The 16,507-nt window shown below is 46.5% G+C and carries 15 protein-coding genes; 4 read left to right on the forward strand and 11 right to left on the reverse strand.

Annotation, left to right across the window (positions count from 1 at the left end; all coding sequences use genetic code 11):
• Nucleotides 1-21 precede the first annotated feature (21 nt).
• From tgt to ppnN, 10 genes are all read right to left on the reverse strand, one after another.
• Nucleotides 22-1,140 carry a tRNA guanosine(34) transglycosylase Tgt gene (gene tgt, locus OEV42_01365; GenBank protein MDH3972902.1) on the reverse strand — a complete coding sequence of 373 codons (1,119 nt, stop codon included), beginning with the start codon at nt 1,138-1,140 and terminating at the stop codon, nt 22-24.
• A gap of 35 nt (nt 1,141-1,175) precedes the next feature.
• On the reverse strand, nt 1,176-2,195 hold the full coding sequence (gene queA, locus OEV42_01370) for a tRNA preQ1(34) S-adenosylmethionine ribosyltransferase-isomerase QueA (protein MDH3972903.1): 1,020 nt from the start codon (nt 2,193-2,195) through the stop codon (nt 1,176-1,178).
• Between the two features lie 6 nt (nt 2,196-2,201).
• On the reverse strand, nt 2,202-3,272 hold the full coding sequence (locus tag OEV42_01375; protein ID MDH3972904.1) for a sensor domain-containing diguanylate cyclase: 1,071 nt from the start codon (nt 3,270-3,272) through the stop codon (nt 2,202-2,204).
• Nucleotides 3,273-3,299: 27 nt separating this feature from the next.
• On the reverse strand, nt 3,300-4,433 hold the full coding sequence (locus OEV42_01380) for a SpoIID/LytB domain-containing protein (GenBank protein MDH3972905.1): 1,134 nt from the start codon (nt 4,431-4,433) through the stop codon (nt 3,300-3,302).
• A gap of 2 nt (nt 4,434-4,435) precedes the next feature.
• A complete protein-coding gene (locus tag OEV42_01385; GenBank protein ID MDH3972906.1) occupies nt 4,436-4,642 on the reverse strand; it encodes a DUF2065 domain-containing protein in 207 nt (68 codons plus the stop codon).
• A complete protein-coding gene (gene recO / locus OEV42_01390; GenBank protein MDH3972907.1) occupies nt 4,642-5,415 on the reverse strand; it encodes a DNA repair protein RecO in 774 nt (257 codons plus the stop codon). The genes OEV42_01385 and recO overlap by 1 nt, the downstream gene beginning before the upstream one ends.
• A 24-nt stretch (nt 5,416-5,439) precedes the next feature.
• Nucleotides 5,440-6,792 (reverse strand): magnesium transporter, encoded by a 1,353-nt coding sequence (mgtE, locus tag OEV42_01395; GenBank protein MDH3972908.1) that lies wholly within the window; start codon nt 6,790-6,792, stop codon nt 5,440-5,442.
• Between the two features lie 177 nt (nt 6,793-6,969).
• Nucleotides 6,970-8,481, reverse strand: a complete 1,512-nt coding sequence (gene glpK, locus OEV42_01400; protein MDH3972909.1) for a glycerol kinase GlpK — start codon at nt 8,479-8,481, stop codon at nt 6,970-6,972.
• Between the two features lie 282 nt (nt 8,482-8,763).
• Complete coding sequence (ftsY, locus tag OEV42_01405; protein ID MDH3972910.1) at nt 8,764-9,690, reverse strand: signal recognition particle-docking protein FtsY; 927 nt, start codon at nt 9,688-9,690, stop codon at nt 8,764-8,766.
• A gap of 40 nt (nt 9,691-9,730) precedes the next feature.
• Nucleotides 9,731-11,101 carry a nucleotide 5'-monophosphate nucleosidase PpnN gene (gene ppnN, locus OEV42_01410; GenBank protein MDH3972911.1) on the reverse strand — a complete coding sequence of 457 codons (1,371 nt, stop codon included), beginning with the start codon at nt 11,099-11,101 and terminating at the stop codon, nt 9,731-9,733.
• A 533-nt stretch (nt 11,102-11,634) separates the two neighbouring features.
• Here ppnN and OEV42_01415 point away from each other — a divergent pair.
• Both OEV42_01415 and OEV42_01420 read left to right on the forward strand, forming a co-directional pair.
• Nucleotides 11,635-12,384 (forward strand): phosphoadenylyl-sulfate reductase, encoded by a 750-nt coding sequence (locus tag OEV42_01415; protein ID MDH3972912.1) that lies wholly within the window; start codon nt 11,635-11,637, stop codon nt 12,382-12,384.
• A 274-nt stretch (nt 12,385-12,658) separates the two neighbouring features.
• Entirely contained in the window at nt 12,659-14,302 is a 1,644-nt protein-coding gene (locus tag OEV42_01420) for a LysM peptidoglycan-binding domain-containing protein (GenBank protein ID MDH3972913.1), read from the forward strand.
• A 42-nt stretch (nt 14,303-14,344) separates the two neighbouring features.
• Here OEV42_01420 and OEV42_01425 read toward each other — a convergent pair whose 3' ends face one another.
• Entirely contained in the window at nt 14,345-14,785 is a 441-nt protein-coding gene (locus OEV42_01425; protein ID MDH3972914.1) for a four-helix bundle copper-binding protein, read from the reverse strand.
• Between the two features lie 191 nt (nt 14,786-14,976).
• On the opposite strand from OEV42_01425, the gene OEV42_01430 reads away from it, so the two are divergent.
• Both OEV42_01430 and OEV42_01435 read left to right on the forward strand, forming a co-directional pair.
• Complete coding sequence (locus OEV42_01430; GenBank protein ID MDH3972915.1) at nt 14,977-15,846, forward strand: shikimate dehydrogenase; 870 nt, start codon at nt 14,977-14,979, stop codon at nt 15,844-15,846.
• Nucleotides 15,843-16,355, forward strand: a complete 513-nt coding sequence (locus OEV42_01435; GenBank protein MDH3972916.1) for a shikimate kinase — start codon at nt 15,843-15,845, stop codon at nt 16,353-16,355. Before OEV42_01430 ends, OEV42_01435 begins: the two co-directional genes overlap by 4 nt.
• Nucleotides 16,356-16,507: the final 152 nt, after the last annotated feature.

Below are 16,507 nucleotides of genomic sequence, written 5' to 3' on the forward strand. Positions count from 1 at the left end.
TACTTATCCAGTTTACCTGGGTTAAGAATTAATTTGACGCAGTGCGTAAAATTCCCGCTTAAACTGCGGGAACCGGTCTTCTTCTATCGCTTTTCTCGCCCTCTTCATCAGGTCAAGGTAGTAATGAACATTATGTATCGTATTAAGGACGGAAGACAAAATCTCCCCGGCCTTGAAAAGGTGCCTCAAGTAGGCCCTTGAAAAATTTTTGCACGTATAACAACTGCAGCTTTCATCGACAGGGCCTTTGTCTCTTTCATAGCGGCTGTTTTTTATAACAAGCTTGCCGAAAGAGGTAAAAAGCATACCGTTTCGCGCATTTCTTGTGGGCATAACACAGTCAAACATATCAATGCCCCTGTCTATGGCCTCGATGAGATCTTCCGGCGTCCCCACCCCCATGAGATAACGTGGACTCTCTTCAGGTATAAAAGGTTCGGTAGCTTCGATCATCTCATACATGAGGGGTTTTGTTTCCCCCACACTTAGTCCCCCGACGGCATAGCCGTCAAAACCGATATCTACCGTTTCCTGAGCCGAACGTTTTCTGAGATCGCCATACATGCCCCCCTGGATGATGCCGAAAAGAGCGCTTCCTTCACGCTTTTTCGCTTTCTTGCAGCGCTTTGCCCAGCGGAGCGTCATATCGAGCGAAGCGCTGATATAATCATAACTCTCCCTATGGGGAGGGCATTCGTCAAAACACATGATAATGTCCGCTCCCAGCGCTTCCTGTATCGCTATGGAAGATTCAGCGGTAAGGAGATGGCGTGATCCGTCCAGGTGAGACTGAAAGCTGACGCCTTCTTCCGATATTTTCCTGAGTGAACCAAGACTGAAAACCTGAAAGCCGCCACTGTCTGTAAGGATGGGACCATGCCAGCCCATAAACTTGTGAAGCCCCCCCATCTCCCTAATAAGCTCATGCCCCGGCCTTATATAAAGATGATAAGTATTGCCCAGTATAATCTGGGTATCCAGATTTTTCAGATCATGGGGCGTTAATCCCTTTACCGTTCCCTGAGTACCTACAGGCATAAATACGGGTGTATTTATTTCACCTCCGGGAGTAACTATCCTGCCCCTTCTTGCCTTTGTTCCACCGGCCTTTTTTAAAAGATCAAATTTAAACTTCACTATTGTTCGTTATCAGCGCCTTTCACTTACAGCAGGAATTACAAAATCAGCATGGCATCGCCATAGCTGAAAAAACGATACCTCTCTTTGACAGCCCTTTCGTAAACACGCTTCATGACATCCGTCCCGGCAAAAGCGGAGACAAGCATAAAAAGCGTCGATTTTGGCAAGTGAAAGTTGGTAACCATACAGTCAACAATGTTGAATCCGTATCCGGGACGCACAAATATATCAGTCCAATCTTTATTTGGCAAGACCTTTCCGTTCAAGGTGGAAGATTCAAGCGCTCTGAGGGCTGTCGTACCTACGGCGACAACCCTTCCGCCCCTTTCTTTTGCACTATTTATACGTTGGGCGGTCTCTTCGTCTATCATAAAATATTCCCGATGCATTTTATGATCATCGAGATTTTCTGCCCTGACAGGCTGAAAAGTGCCGGGGCCTACATGGAGCGTAATCATTTCGACAGAGATGCCTTTATTTTTTATCTCTTCCAGCACAGGAAGGGTAAAGTGAAGCCCTGCAGTGGGCGCTGCAACGGCCCCCTCCATTGAGGAATAGACTGTCTGGTAGCGTTCTTCGTCCTCTTTTACTGCGGGACGTTTAATATAGGGAGGGAGAGGCATTTCTCCATACCTGCCGATGGCTTCCTTTACAGAGCCGGCGCATGAGAAGCTCAAGAGACAGGTGTCGCCTCGCTTTTCCTCTACCCTGGCTTTCAACTCACCACCGAAAAGAAGGGGGCTTCCTTTTTTCGGACTTTTTGAGGACTTGAGCATGGCTTCCCAGAGATGCCCTTCCACCTCTCTTAAAAGAAGGGCCTCCACCTTTCCGCCACTGGCCTTTTGGCCATAGAGCCTGGCAGGAATGACTCTCGTATTATTAAAAACAAGGGCATCCTTTTCATCGAGGAAATCGATGAGATTGGAAAAAGACCTGTGCAGGACCTCTCCTTCCTTTCGTTTCAGGACCAGAAGGCGTGACTCGCCTCTCTTCGCCGGCGGACTCTGTGCTATAAGGTCTTCAGGCAGGGAATAATCAAAATCGGATGTTTTCATTCAGGACTAATCGGGCATAAAAGCAACAACGATGTTTCTCCCTTTTGTTTTACCACTGTACAAGGCTTTGTCGGCACAATCAATCAGCTCCGTTGCATACTGTGTATCATCAGGATAAGAAGAAACACCAAGGGTTACCGTCAGCTTTCCCCGGGGCTGGTTTTTTTCACCGCTAACCTCGATTTCTTCGATGGCGACTCTCAGCTTTTCAGCTATCTTAACGGTATGTGTTTTGTCCTGTTCGGATATAAGGACGATAAACTCCTCTCCACCATACCTTGCAAGGGTATCGGCCTTTCTCACATTTTCTTCAAGCGTAGCGGCAACCGTTCTGAGCGCATCATCACCAAGCAGATGGCCGTTTTTGTCATTAAAGTTCTTAAAATGATCGATATCGAGAATAATGACTGAAATATTGCGATTAAATCGCCTGGCTCTTTCCATTTCCTTTTCAAAAGTATCAAAGAAATAGCGCCTGTTGTAGAGCCCCGTCAGGTCATCTCTCATTGAAAGTTCCCTTATATTCCTGAAAGAAAGGGCCTTGTCTATGGCGACGGCAATCTGCTGGGCTACTTCATCGAAAAGCTGCACATCTTTTTCTAAAAAGGCATTTGCTTCAGGTTTATGGACATTAAGTGTGCCTATAATCGATTTATCACTTCTTTTAAGGGGTATGGTAAGAAAGGAACCGATATTCCTTTTTTTACCTTTATAGAAGAGAAAGTCAGGCTCTTTACTAACGTCCTGTATGAGAACTTTCTCGCCAAGGAGGGGAACCCGTCCCGAAATCCCTTCGCCTACGGACAAGGATATATTCTTAAGGTCCGTATCGCTGTGAGAGGCGCTAACCGTAAGAAACTCATTTGATTTATCGAGAAGCATGATACAGAAATCGTCAATTTTGAGCGACCGGCTGATGTGCTCCATCGTTTCGCTGAATATCTCCTCAAGGTGAGTGGTCATGCTCAAACGCTTGCTGATACTGTAAAGGGTATAAAGTTCGAGAATCCTGGAATCTAAAATCCTGTTCTCTTTTTCCAGTCCTTCTACCCTGGCTTCAAGATCCTTCTTTTCCATTTTTCCCTCATAAGCACTGCCAACTAACTAATAAACCCTTCGTATATATGTTCCCTTGTAATAATACGTTAAAATATCTTTATAGTTCATTCCCGACAGGGCCATTCCTCTTGCTCCCCACTGGCACATTCCCACACCGTGGCCGAACCCGCTGCCTGAGAAAATAATCTCGTTACCTTTGATCTCCAGCGAAAAAAGCGTGCTCTTTATATTTTCATAGCCCATGAGTTCCCTCAGTTCATTTCCCGATAATTGCACGCCTGCCAGGAGAATCTTCTTTATTCGTCCACTTTCGGACTGTTGAAAAATCTTTATTGAATGAGGACCTTTTCCGGGCAGATGACCTTTTTTACGGAGAGACTCTAAAATGCTAGCAAAATCTGTCCTGTAAATCCAGAAATAGTTTGGCGCCTCTGTGCAATAGCTGTCTTCAACAGACCTTAAGTAGGGAAAATCCTCGCCCCAGACATGAACTGCCGATTCCGTCTGGCCGCCACAACTTGAATGATAGAGTGTGCGGGCAATCGTTCCTTCATAAAAAAGAACCTCGCCCTCTGTTTCGTTGACGGCCTTTTGCACTCTTTCGTCTTCACTTAAGCTTCCCCCGTAGACCTGATCCAGTACTGACGCCTTTAAATGATAGGGCGCTTCTCCCGCTGATTTCAGCTTAAGATAGGCATAAGTTCTAGCTGCCACGGCCTGGGCCTTTACAGACGCTAAAGGCCACCTTGAGGAGATCTCATGATTGATTATTCCCATGAGGTAACCTTCCAGCCCAAGCGAGTTGATGACAGTAAGGGCGCCCCGCTCTCTAATGACGGAAATGCTTCCTCTGTAAGGCCTTCCGTTAACGCTTATATCCTTGCCGCCGAAAGCCAGTCTTTCACTTTTAACAAGACGACCATCGACAAGGATACCGTTATTGCCCATATTAACGGTAATATTGCTTCGTCCCTGCAAGAGATCCTTTCCATTATCTATCACTCTTAATCCGCTTCCCGACAGGGAAACTTCCTCGACTCCCGTTAATAAAGCAACATTTATGCCAGGACCCTTTAAGGTCTCAGGGGAAAATCTTTCACCCGGTGTGGAGCAGGAGATTGTCTGCAGAGAGAAATAAAGGGGAATGATGAGCCCTGCTAACTTTTTATGAGCCGTCATTTTTATATAACCCTTAAGGCAATATAAAGCACGCCAAGTCCGGTAAGCATAAAGAGAAAACCAATCCCCCTGATGGCGGAATCGGGCATTTCCCTGATGATTTCAAGCCATTTTTTAATCCCCGAAGGGGCCAGGAAGTAAGGCATACCCTCAATGACAAAGACGAGCGCAAGAACGGAAAGGAAGAATTTAAGTCCGTATGTTTCCATTATCCTATCCCTTTTATATGCGCTATAAAGTCGAGGCTTTTAAGTCTTTTTCCCAGATGCTGTGAAATAAATGCAGAAAGCAGCCTTCCGCTCTCATTTAGCGCATCTTTTGTAAAAGAAACCTTTCCATTTAAAGCGCCGCTTAAGGTTTTCAATGTTCCCGGTGAAATAAAATCGAAGGCTGAATTATCATGCCCTCTGCACTTGCCGCAAACAACTCCTCCCCTGCTGTGACTGAAGGCGATTCCCATGGGAGCGCTTTCTGCCGATATCTTAAAAACGTTGCTGCCGCAGGAAGTGCACTCCAGCAGTGACGGCATATAGCCCGCCATGGAGAGGAGTCTGATTTCAAATTCCCTGACCACAACTTCTAGCGCTTTTGCATGGGAAAGTCTTTCCATGCTGTCCAGCGTAAGGGCAAAAAAACACCTTGCCGAGTCCCTGTCATGATGGTGATTTTCGTCGGAAAGGACATCTGCCAGTTCCATTATATAACTGCCGTAGGATATCTTTACAATATCATTCCTGATCGCTTTATAGCTTTTAAGTACCCTGGCGTCATTTATAAAAGCAAGGCCCTTGCCCGGTTTAAGGACAAGCTTGACAAGGGTAAAGGGCTCAAGGGCGCCGCCGAATCGTTTCAGGCTTTTTCTCGCCCCTTTCGCTATACCTTTTATCCTGCCCAGATCTTCCGTAATAAGGGTGAGTATGCGATCCGATTCACCGTAATTACTCCCTTTTATGATCAAAGCCCTGGTTTCTACCTGATTCACAGTCACCTCTTTCGTTAAAGAAAACTAAAACATTAAAAATGAAGCAATGTTAAAGAGGATGAGAATACCGATAATATCGATGGAAGTTGTTACAAAAGGTCCCGTCGCAACAGCCGGGTCGGCGCCGAGTTTAAAAAGAATAATGGGCATCATCGTTCCAAGGGCTGCCGCAAGAATCATGGACATGCACATGGATATGCCGACAACGGCGCTTAAGCGCAGGGCATCAGGGTAAATGAGGGAGGCCGCAAATGCGACCAAGCCGCCATAGACGACACCGAGAATGAAGCCGATTCTAATCTCCTTGAAAACGATCTTCCATAAAGCGCCCACATCGACACTTCCTGTAGCAAGGCCTCTTACGACAATTGTTGTTGACTGTGTGCCGATATTTCCACCCATACCAAGGATAACAGGGATAAAGGAAGCCAGGGCAACGACCTGCCCCAGCGTATGCTCAAAGGCGCCGATTATCTTTAATGCGACAATTCCACCGATGCAGCTCGCAAAAAGCCAGGGGAGCCTTGATTTGGCGCTTTTAATGATAGACATGGGGATGGCATCATCAGAGCCGGCGCCTGCCATCTTGAAAAAATCCTCCGAAGCTTCTTCTTCGATGACGTCGACTATATCGTCAATGGTAATTCTTCCAACGAGTGTTTCCTCCGGATCCGTTACGGGAAGAGAGATGAGGTTATATTTTTTAAAAATTCTGGCAATTTCCTCCTGGTCCTGATCTACGTAAGCCGCTGCATACTCCGTATCCATAATATCCATAATGGGAGTATGGGGCGGTTCGAGAACAAGACGCCTGATGGGGAGAACGCCTGTCAGCTTATTTTTACGGTCAGTCACAAAAATGTTGTGAATGTCTTCCCCTTTGTCACTCATATCTCTAAGCATATGGATCACTTCCTGGACTGTGGCATCTGCCGTTACGGAAGCAACCTCTGCCTGCATGATACCGCCGGCGCTGTCCTCGTCGTAGGTAAGAAGCCTTTTAACCTGTCTTGTGTCTTCTTCGGGAATAAGGTCGAGGACTTTATTGGCATCTTCTTCAGATAAGGAACCGAGCACGTCGGCTGCATCATCGGAATCCATATGATCAACGATTTCACTGACCCGTTTGGATTCCATCTCTTCGAGAATGAACTCTCTCATTTCATCTGAAAGCTCGATAATCACTTCCGAAGCAATTTTAGGCTCGAGGATATAAAAGAGTTCCCTCGAATTCTCTTTGGAAAGGTGATTCATGAATTTTGCCACGTCGGCGGGATGGTGTGTGGAGAGCAAAGCGGCCAGTTCTTCTTTCTTGCCACTTTCCAGGAGCCCGTCACACTGCTCGTAATCGATTTTTAAATCTTCTGTTGCCGACATGGGCATGGCAGGCCTCTTGATATGACGCTTTGATTAAATTAACGGAAGTTTCTGTAATACTTGCGAAAATAGCACAGAGACGGCCTTTTTGTCAAGGAAGTGAGCAGCCGGGAAAGATCTTTAAAAAGTGGAGAATATAAACGCGTAAAGAGAGGTATAAAAGGTTTGACAGACTGTTTATTCCAGGTGTCCTCTGTCCCAGCCCTTTGCCCGCTCAACGGCCCGCTTCCACCCTGCATAAAGACAATCGGCTTCCCCCTTATCCATAGCCGGAACATACCTGGCCCCCTCCTGCCAGTGGGAGGAGATCTGATCCATGCTTTCCCAAAAGCCGACGGCAAGTCCGGCAAGGTAGGCGGCGCCCAGGGCCGTTGTTTCCGTGACCTTTGAAACAACGACGGGAACACCGAGAATATCGGCCTGAAACTGCATAAGAAATGAATTAACGACGGCCCCGCCATCAACTCTGAGCTCCTTTAGTTTGAGTCCCGAATCGGCCTCCATCGCACCAATAAGGGCCCTCACCTGAAAGGCAATCGATTCCAGGGCTGCTCTTACCATATGCGCCCTGCCCGTCCCGCGCGTCAGGCCAACGATCGTTCCTCGCGCATACATATCCCAGTAAGGCGCGCCCAGCCCTGCAAAGGCGGGCACAAAATAGACGCCGCCTGAATTTTCAATACTCATGGCTATCTCCTCGCTCCCGGCGGCATCTTCTATGAGCTTCATTTCATCCCTTAGCCACTGAATGGCCGCTCCGGCAATAAAGATACTCCCTTCGAGGGCATATTCCACTTTCCCGTCAACACCCCAGGCAAGGGTGGTCAGAAGCCCTTCTTTTGAGGCAAGGTATTCTTCTCCCGTATTCATGAGGAGAAAGCAGCCTGTGCCATAGGTGTTTTTTGCAAGTCCCCTGTCAAAACATCCCTGGCCGAAAAGGGCCGCCTGCTGGTCACCGGCCACTCCGGCAAGGGGAATGCCGCAACCGATTAAATCTTTATTAACTGTTCCCAGGTGTCCGCTCGACGATTTTACCTCGGGAAGCATCGATTCCGGTATATCAAGGGCCGACAGGATTTCATTGTCCCAGCATTTCTCCCTGATATTGTACAGCAAGGTTCTCGAAGCATTGCTGTAATCGGTGGCGTGAACCTTGCCAGCGGTCAGTTTATAAATGAGCCATGAATCGACTGTGCCGAAACAAAGTTCCCCTTTCCGGGCTTTCTCTCTTGCGCCGGACACATTGTCGAGTATCCACTTTACTTTGGTTCCCGAAAAATAGGCATCGAGAACAAGTCCCGTCTTTTCTCTTATTTTTTCTTCAAGGCCCTTTTCTTTCAGGTCCTCGCAGACAGGAGCCGTTCTGCGGCATTGCCATACAATAGCGTTGTATACCGGCTTGCCGCTATCTCTTTCCCAGACAAGTGTCGTTTCTCTCTGGTTGGTAATGCCTATAGCGGCAATTTCATCAACGGGCTTATTGGAACGCGCTAAAACTTCTTTCAGGGTCCATAACTGGCTTTCCCATATTTCCAGCGGATCATGCTCCACCCACCCCGGCCTGGGGTAGATCTGCCTGAATTCCCTGGAAACCTGCTCAAGGGGCCTGCCCTCTCCATTAAAGAGGATGGTTCTTGAACTGGTCGTCCCCTGGTCAAGGGCGATAATATATTTCTTTTTATCATTCATGGCTTGCCCCCTCAAGTTAAGGTTTTGATTTACCCCTCCTAAGCTCCCCTTATCAAGGGGAGGAACTAAATCCCCTCCTTATCGTAGAGTACTACATGGCATAAAGAAACAAAGAGGGTGGCTATCAATTCCCCCCTTTAACAAAGGGGGGTGAGGGGGGGCTTTAGATATCATGCTACAAGAAAATCCCCCTTAATCCCCCTTTTTCAAAGGGGGGAGACTCATTTAAAAGTCACCCTGAGCCTGTCGAAGGGTCTTCAACACTAATGACCCAAAGAACAATCAAAATATAGCTTCCACAAAATCCTCTGCATTAAATTCCCTGAGATCCTCCACGCCTTCACCGACACCGATATAGCGAATAGGAAGCTTCATCTCGTCGGCAATAGCAAAGACAACCCCTCCCTTGGGTGTTCCGTCCAGCTTAGTTACCACAAGTCCCGTTACACCAACGGATTCATGAAAAAGTTTCGCCTGGGCAATGGCATTCTGCCCCGTACTTGCATCGAGAACGAGAATTACTTCATGGGGCGCATGGGGAATAACCTTCGTCATGACCCGCTTTATTTTTTTCAGCTCTTCCATAAGATTTACCTTCGTATGAAGACGGCCGGCCGTATCGATAATAAGAACATCCATGCCCCTTGCCTTTGCTGCTTCCACGGCATCATAGGCAACGGCGGCAGGATCAGCGCCGTCGGCATGGCTGACAACAGGAATCTCATTACGCTCGCCCCAGATTTTGATCTGCTCGATGGCGGCAGCCCTGAAGGTATCTCCTGCCGCCATGAGCACCTTTTTACCTTCCGATTGAAATTTAGAAGCCAGTTTGCCTATGGTCGTTGTTTTACCGACACCATTAACACCGACAACCATAATAACGGTAGGCTTTTCTTTACTAAATGGAAGCAAACCTTCGCCGGGCTTGAGAAGGTTCAGCATCTCACCTTTAAGGGTTCCCCTGAGGGCTTCTGCATCACCCAGTTCCTTCCTTCTCACCTTGTCTTCCACGGCTTCCAGGAGGTCATAGGTCGTTTTTACGCCAATGTCGGAAGTAATTAAGATCTCTTCAAGATCTTCGACAAGATCATCGTCGATCTGTTTTTTGCCAAGAACAGCCCTGTCTATTCTCTTGACCAGCCCCTCACTGGTCTTTGAAAGCCCCCTTCGTAATTTCTTTAAAAAACCTTTTTTTTCTTCTTCTCCCATTATCTCATTCCCAAAGTGTATTTAAAAAAAACGCCCGTCCTTATTTGATTATTTCATAGCAGGGAACATATTTGGAACCGGGCAACTTCATCCGGTGCTGGCTGACGAATGAACCGAGAAGAATATCCATAGATTCCATAATGTCTTTATCACCCCTGATTTCGAAAGGTCCATGTTCTTCAATTATCTGTATTCCATCGGCCTTTACCGTTCCTGATACGATACCTGAAAAGGCGCGCCGCAGGTTTGCCGCAAGCTGATGGCGTTCCTGATCTTTATGGAGTTCCAGCGACGCCATATTTTCATGGGTCGCTTCAAAAGGTTTCTGGAAATCATCTTCAATCTTCAGAAGCCAGTTATAGTAAAAGGCATCACTCGTGGAGCGCCTGAAGCGGTAAACCTCTTCAATGCCCTCTTTAACCTCTTTGGCCACTTCCGGCGGATCGTTGATGATTATTTTATAGCGCTTTTGCGCCTCCTTGCCGAGGGTCTCTTCAATAAACCGGTTGACACCCTCAAAATAGGCTTCAGAACTTTTCGGCCCCGTCAATATGAAGGGGAAAGGTATTCCCCTGTTTTCAGGATTAAGAAGCAGACCGAGAAGAAAAAGGATCTCCTCCGTCGTGCCGGCGCCGCCGGGAAAAACAACGATACCATGTCCCGTACGGACAAAGGCTTCCAGCCTTTTTTCAATATCGGGCAGAATGACGAGATCGTTGACGATGGGATTAGGGGGCTCGGCCGCAATAATACCCGGCTCCGAGATGCCGATATATTGTCCTATATTGATTCGCTGTTTGGCATGACCTATTGTTGCGCCTTTCATGGGACCTTTCATTGCGCCCGGCCCGCATCCGGTGGCAATATTAAGTCCCCGAAGCCCCATTTCATGGCCTACTTCTTTCGTATATTCATATTCTATGCGGTTAATGGAGTGACCTCCCCAGCAGACAACGAGGTTTGGAACCGTCCTTGGCCTCATTATTCGCGCATTGCGAAGAATATGAAAAACGGCATTTGTTATTCCTTCGGAACTGATGAGGTCAAATTTGGGGTTTCTATAAACTTCGTCACTGACATAAATAACATCACGCAGTACGGAAAAAAGATGATCACTGATTCCCCTGATAATCCTGCCTTCTACGAAAGCGGAAGCCGGCGCGCCCCTGACTTCGAGCTTTATTCCCCTTTCCTGCTGAAGAACCTCGATATGGAAGGATTTGTACCTTTCAAGGAGCTTTTTACCGTCATCGAGGTTACTGCCGCAATTAAGCACGGCAAGTGAGCAGTTCCTGAATATAGTATGGAGATCGCCCTTACTGGTATTAAGCAGGCTTTCCACTTCCGCCTTGGAGAGGACTTCCATCCTCCCTTCAGGTGTTATTCTCGCATCTACAACTTCCGGTTTCATAAGGTTTTTCAAGGCTCCATCATTTATTTGTTTTCAAGGCGTAACAGACTATCAGAAAATCGCTAAAATGGGTATGCAAAATATATTTTACTCCTTTTAACAGGGAATATCATTTGATCTTCACCTTTATTTTTCAGAATAAAATGTGCAATAATGATCTCCGTCTTAACAGAATATGTGCAGGGAGTTTATTTATGAATATTACGATGGTCAAAAAAATAATGGAAGATGGCCGGGAGTGCAAAAAATGTCGGGAAGTCTCTGAAAGACTTGAGTCAGGCGGGGAAATGGCCTTTATAAACCGCACTATTTATGCCGACATGAGAGATCCTTCTTCCGAAGGGCATCATGTCGCCAAAATGCATAATATAACTATTGCGCCTTTCTTTGTCGTTGAAGAAGCGGGACAGGTTAAAATATATAAAACCTATATGGAGCTTAAGAGAAAGGTCTTCAAAAAGATACTTGACGAAGCCGATATTGAAATAGAGGAAAAGCGTAAGGCAAAACCAGCATCCTCCGCTCTGGATTTTATGAAGTATAAATCAAAGGTCAAAAGCGCTTCTTCACCCATGCCGCAGATTGACATTGACAGCTTAAATAGCGACTTTGAAGACAAATCTCCCCGGGAGTTGCTCAAATGGGCATTAGATGAACTTCATCCTTCCATTGCACTGGCATGGAGCGGCGCAGAAGATGTGGCCCTTGTCGATATGATGCTCAAAATCAACCCTCAGGCCAGGGTGTTTACACTCGATACGGGCAGATTAAATGAAGAGACCTACCAGCTCATTAGCAGAGTGCGTGAGAAATACGGCATGAACGTGGAAGTTCTCTTCCCTCATACTGAGCAGACAGAGGAAATGATCCGGCAAAATGGAATCAATCTTTTTTATGACAGCATTGAAAAGAGAAAGCTCTGCTGCAAGATAAGAAAAGTTCAACCTTTAACTAAAATGCTCTCTACCATGAATGCATGGATAACGGGGCTCCGGAGGGATCAATCGGTAACGCGTACGGTTCTTCAAAAAATAGAGATTGACCATGCCTTTGGCGGCATTATTAAAATTAATCCCCTTGCCGGCTGGTCTCACGATGATGTATGGCGCTATATCCGTGAAAACGATGTTCCTTTCAATGAACTTCATGAAAAAGGCTACCCCTCCATCGGCTGTGCTCCCTGCACCCGTGCCGTTCAGGAAGGAGAAGACATAAGGGCGGGACGATGGTGGTGGGAAGAGCCGGAGAGCAAGGAGTGCGGACTCCATATTAAGTCCAAATAAGCCTGTCAACCACCCCGCCGCAAGGAGTGGTCTTTCACCTGGCAGACCGGCTTTCCCATTTATTGAAGTACGTCCGAAGGGTTTTAACATAGCCATTCGAGGGGCCGTCAGTGGCCCCTTTTTTATTTATTTTTTCGCACAAAAAGCACCTTTTTCCCTTCTCTTAATGGTCTCTATTTTTATTTTTCTGCATAAATGGCTTACATATTAGCCACTTGTATGCTAAACTCCCCTGCAAAAACCTAAAGAGCAATCCTTATGAGGAGATTATTTTATGCATAACAAAGGAATAGTCCTTTTAACGTCCTGCCTTTTTGCGGTTTCCGGTTGTGCATCTTCAGCAGTAACAGGAATCGACAGGCTTGGCAATAAAAAACCCGGCAAGCCAACTGAGGAAGTATTCCTTGCACAGAGACACAGCTCTTCAGATGACTTCATCACCCGTCATAACGGCGAAATAATCTATCTTGAAAAGCATAAGCCCCTCGACCTCCCCGAAAGTGAAGTCAGCGCCCTTGAAGAAAGCGCCAATCCTCAGTTTCATCTCGATGCTGCCCTACAGCTATACGAAGAGGCCCAGCAACTCCGGATGGAAGGCAAAAATGAAAAATCGATGAGCGCTCTCGATGAGGCTTATGAAAATCTCCTCAAAGTTTCAGACAAGGATAACCCGGAAATCGATCAGCAGGTAGATAACCTGAGATTTATGATATCCAAAAGGGTCCTTGAAATTTATGCTTCGAGAAATGCCACTACAACAGGAAAGAACAATGCCATACCTCTTGTTATGAATTCTCACGTTAAAAGGGAAATCAAGCAATTCCAGAGAGGTGAAAGAAGATTTTTTATAGAATCTTACCAGCGCTCAGGCCTCTACAGAGATAAAATTGTAAAGGAACTGAAAGAGGCGGGAATTCCCGAAGAACTTTCCTGGCTTCCTCTCATCGAGAGCGGCTTTAAGGTCAAGGCCCTGTCAAGAGCCAGGGCGCTCGGTCTCTGGCAGTTTATACCTTCTACAGGCTATAAATTCGGTCTGCGCCGTGATTCATGGATCGATGAACGCCTGGATCCTGACAAAGCGACTGAAGCGGCTATTGCCTATATGAAGGAGCTTCATCAGATTTTCGGAGACTGGACAACCGTCCTTGCCGCTTATAACTGCGGTGAAAACAGGGTGCTCAGACTCATTCGCAAGCAAAAGATCAATTACCTGGACAACTTCTGGGATCTTTATGAGCGATTGCCACAGGAGACAGCCCGTTACGTTCCTCGCTTTATGGCAACACTCCATATACTGAAAGATCCTGAAAAATACGGCATTGACCTCAAAACACCTTACTCTGAACAGGAATATGACAGGGTAATGGTTGAAAAGGAAATGAGCCTCAAATCGATCGCAGCTTCACTGAAGATTGATAAAAAAAACCTTCAGGCTCTCAATCCAGAACTGAGATACGGCATTACCCCCAAAATAGCCTATAGTTTAAAAGTCCCGCAAGGTATGGGGATTACCCTGTCGGCAAAAGTCGATAAAATACCGGTTACGGTACTTCCCAAAAGGTCTTACAAAATTCACTATGTCAAACGAGGCGAAACGCTGTCCGGTATTGCCCGCAAGTATCGCACAACGGTCTGGCGTATAGCCGGCGCAAATAATATCAGGCGAAAGCATGTTATCAGAGTCGGCCAGAGGCTGAAAATCCCTGCCCGCGGCGTTAAAGTCAGAAAGAGCAGACGAGCGATCAGGAAAGCAAACTACAAGTTGACTCCACAGGGGACATACAAGGTAAGAGCCGGCGATTCGCTCTGGATGATCTCAAAACAATTCAAGGTTTCCATGGATAAGCTTAAAAAACTTAACAAACTCGACTCAAACATACTCCATATTAACCAGGAACTGAAAATCACCAATATTTAAAAAGAAAGGGGCCTTGAAAAAGGCCCCTTTTGTTTTTCTTGTTTAAGCTAAAAGCTTCTTACATTCCTTAAGGCATTTTACACAGGCATCGGCGCAATTGAGACATGTCTGGTGCTTCTTGTGCTTCCTGCATTCCTTCTCGCAATCAGTGCAGACTTTTTCAGACAAGGCCGCAATCTTTTTTAGGTATTCTGAATTTATAATACCGGCCTGATACAGGGCAGTACAGTATATTTTCAGTTCCGTCACGCTTTTGGCACATTTAGCGAGAGAAGTATCACCTCTGCCAAGGACGTCTATGCAGTGATTCAGACAGGCTTCCGCCCTTTTGACACAATCAAGGGCTGCATCAATTAATCCTGTGTTAGTTCCATGACTGTGGTCATGTTTATGATCTCCCGCAAATGCCGTCCCTTCGAGTTTTCCAAGGGCCGCTGCTGCCGCAAATCCTCCGGCGGCAACAAACAGTTCTCTTCTTTTCATGGCTGTCTCCTTTATTTGATGATTTCAGTTTCGAATATTCTATAACAAGAAAATAATTTACAGGATTTTTAATAACAAGGCCAGATGAAAATGAAAATAGACCTGCTTCTTGATTTAATAAAGATCAGTCTGTACAATAAGCCCTTTTCAGTTTAAAACAGTCTGACAGGCTGTCTATTAAAGGAGGTTTTATGTCTGCAAAGAGAACATTCGGAGCGAGTACTCGGCTCTGCGCCGTTATCGGCAATCCTGTTTCACACTCCCTCTCTCCGGCAATTCACAATGCCGGTTATGAAGCGCTGGGACTTGATTTTGTTTACATTGCCTGCCGTGTTGAAGATGTGAAAAGTGCGCTTGCCGGAATGAGGGCGCTAGAGAACTTCAGAGGACTGAGTGTCACCATTCCTCACAAAATTGAAGTCATGAACCACGTCGATGAGATAAATGATGTGGACCGTTCCATCGGCTCTATCAATACGGTTATTCATGAAGGAGAGAATCTGATCGGCCTCGGAACGGACGGACCCGGAGCGCTAAAGGCGATTCGGGATGCCGGAGTAGCGACAGAAGGCAAAAAAGTGCTTATGCTTGGTGCAGGGGGTGCATCGAGGGCCATTTCCTTTACGCTGGCTAAAGAAGCAGGCCCTGACTCTATTACCCTGCTCGACCTTAACAGGGAAATTCTCGACGGGCTTGCTTCTGATCTAGGCTCATCGACAGACAGAGATATAAAGTCTGCCCTATTTGATGACAATGCACTGGCTGCATCTATGGAAGAAGCCCATATTATTATCCACTGTACGCCTGTGGGGATGCACCCCAAAGAGGATGCCTCTCTTGTCCCGCAAGACCTTATGAGACCGGGGCAGGTTTTCTTTGATATTGTTTATACGCCGCTGGAAACGAAGCTCCTGGCAGATGCAAAGGCTAAAGGCCTGCAAACCATATCCGGAGTTGAAATGTTTGTTAACCAGGCCGTACTGCAATTTGAGCAATTTACCGGCGTCGATGCCCCTGAAGAGGTCATGCGCCGCGTTGTTATGGAGAACCTTACAAAATGAATATTGTGCTCATCGGATACCGTGGAACGGGAAAGAGCGAAGTAAGCACTTTACTTTCGCAGAAGTCAGGCATGAAATGCATCGGCATGGATGCTGAAATTGTGAGAATAGCCGCTATGCCCATACCTGAAATTGTTGAAAAATACGGCTGGCCCGGCTTTCGTGACCGCGAATCGGAACTGGCAAGGGATTTATCTGGCCAGGATAATCTCATTATTGATTGCGGCGGCGGTATCATTGAAAGGGCTGAGAACATTGAAACCCTAAAAAATAACGCCATCATTGTCTGGCTAAAGGCCTCTGTCGATACTATCGTTACCCGTATTACAGGCGATAGGTCAAGACCGGCACTGACGGAAGGTAAAACCTTTACCGAGGAAGTGGCTGAAGTACTGGAAAGGCGTACACCGCTTTATCATGGGGCTTCAGAATATGAGATTGATACAGACAACTTAACGCCGGAGCAGGTGGCTGAGAGGATTATTGAGGTTTGGGAGACAAAAAAATGACTTGTAAAGGTGAGATCGCTTCACTCTGTTCGCCATGACTTGGTTTTACTCGTTATTTGTCTTTGCGAGGAGGCACGGCGAAGCAATCTCATTGAACAAAACTTACCGTTGACATATGCCTTGTAAAAACATTTTTTTACAGTAAAGGTTGC

It is taken from the genome of Deltaproteobacteria bacterium (assembly GCA_029860075.1).
Classification (GTDB): domain Bacteria; phylum Desulfobacterota; class JADFVX01; order JADFVX01; family JADFVX01; genus JAOUBX01.

What these genes read in the sequence shown, in the direction of transcription:
- queA (MDH3972903.1), bottom strand. Translation starts at nt 2,195, where the DNA reads ATGAAAACATCCGATTTTGATTATTCCCTGCCTGAAGACCTTATAGCA.
- OEV42_01375 (MDH3972904.1), bottom strand. Translation starts at nt 3,272, where the DNA reads ATGGAAAAGAAGGATCTTGAAGCCAGGGTAGAAGGACTGGAAAAAGAG.
- OEV42_01380 (MDH3972905.1), bottom strand. Translation starts at nt 4,433, where the DNA reads ATGACGGCTCATAAAAAGTTAGCAGGGCTCATCATTCCCCTTTATTTC.
- OEV42_01385 (MDH3972906.1), bottom strand. Translation starts at nt 4,642, where the DNA reads ATGGAAACATACGGACTTAAATTCTTCCTTTCCGTTCTTGCGCTCGTC.
- mgtE (MDH3972908.1), bottom strand. Translation starts at nt 6,792, where the DNA reads ATGTCGGCAACAGAAGATTTAAAAATCGATTACGAGCAGTGTGACGGG.
- glpK (MDH3972909.1), bottom strand. Translation starts at nt 8,481, where the DNA reads ATGAATGATAAAAAGAAATATATTATCGCCCTTGACCAGGGGACGACC.
- ftsY (MDH3972910.1), bottom strand. Translation starts at nt 9,690, where the DNA reads ATGGGAGAAGAAGAAAAAAAAGGTTTTTTAAAGAAATTACGAAGGGGG.
- ppnN (MDH3972911.1), bottom strand. Translation starts at nt 11,101, where the DNA reads ATGAAACCGGAAGTTGTAGATGCGAGAATAACACCTGAAGGGAGGATG.
- OEV42_01415 (MDH3972912.1), top strand. Translation starts at nt 11,635, where the DNA reads ATGAAGTATAAATCAAAGGTCAAAAGCGCTTCTTCACCCATGCCGCAG.
- OEV42_01420 (MDH3972913.1), top strand. Translation starts at nt 12,659, where the DNA reads ATGCATAACAAAGGAATAGTCCTTTTAACGTCCTGCCTTTTTGCGGTT.
- OEV42_01425 (MDH3972914.1), bottom strand. Translation starts at nt 14,785, where the DNA reads ATGAAAAGAAGAGAACTGTTTGTTGCCGCCGGAGGATTTGCGGCAGCA.
- OEV42_01430 (MDH3972915.1), top strand. Translation starts at nt 14,977, where the DNA reads ATGTCTGCAAAGAGAACATTCGGAGCGAGTACTCGGCTCTGCGCCGTT.
- OEV42_01435 (MDH3972916.1), top strand. Translation starts at nt 15,843, where the DNA reads ATGAATATTGTGCTCATCGGATACCGTGGAACGGGAAAGAGCGAAGTA.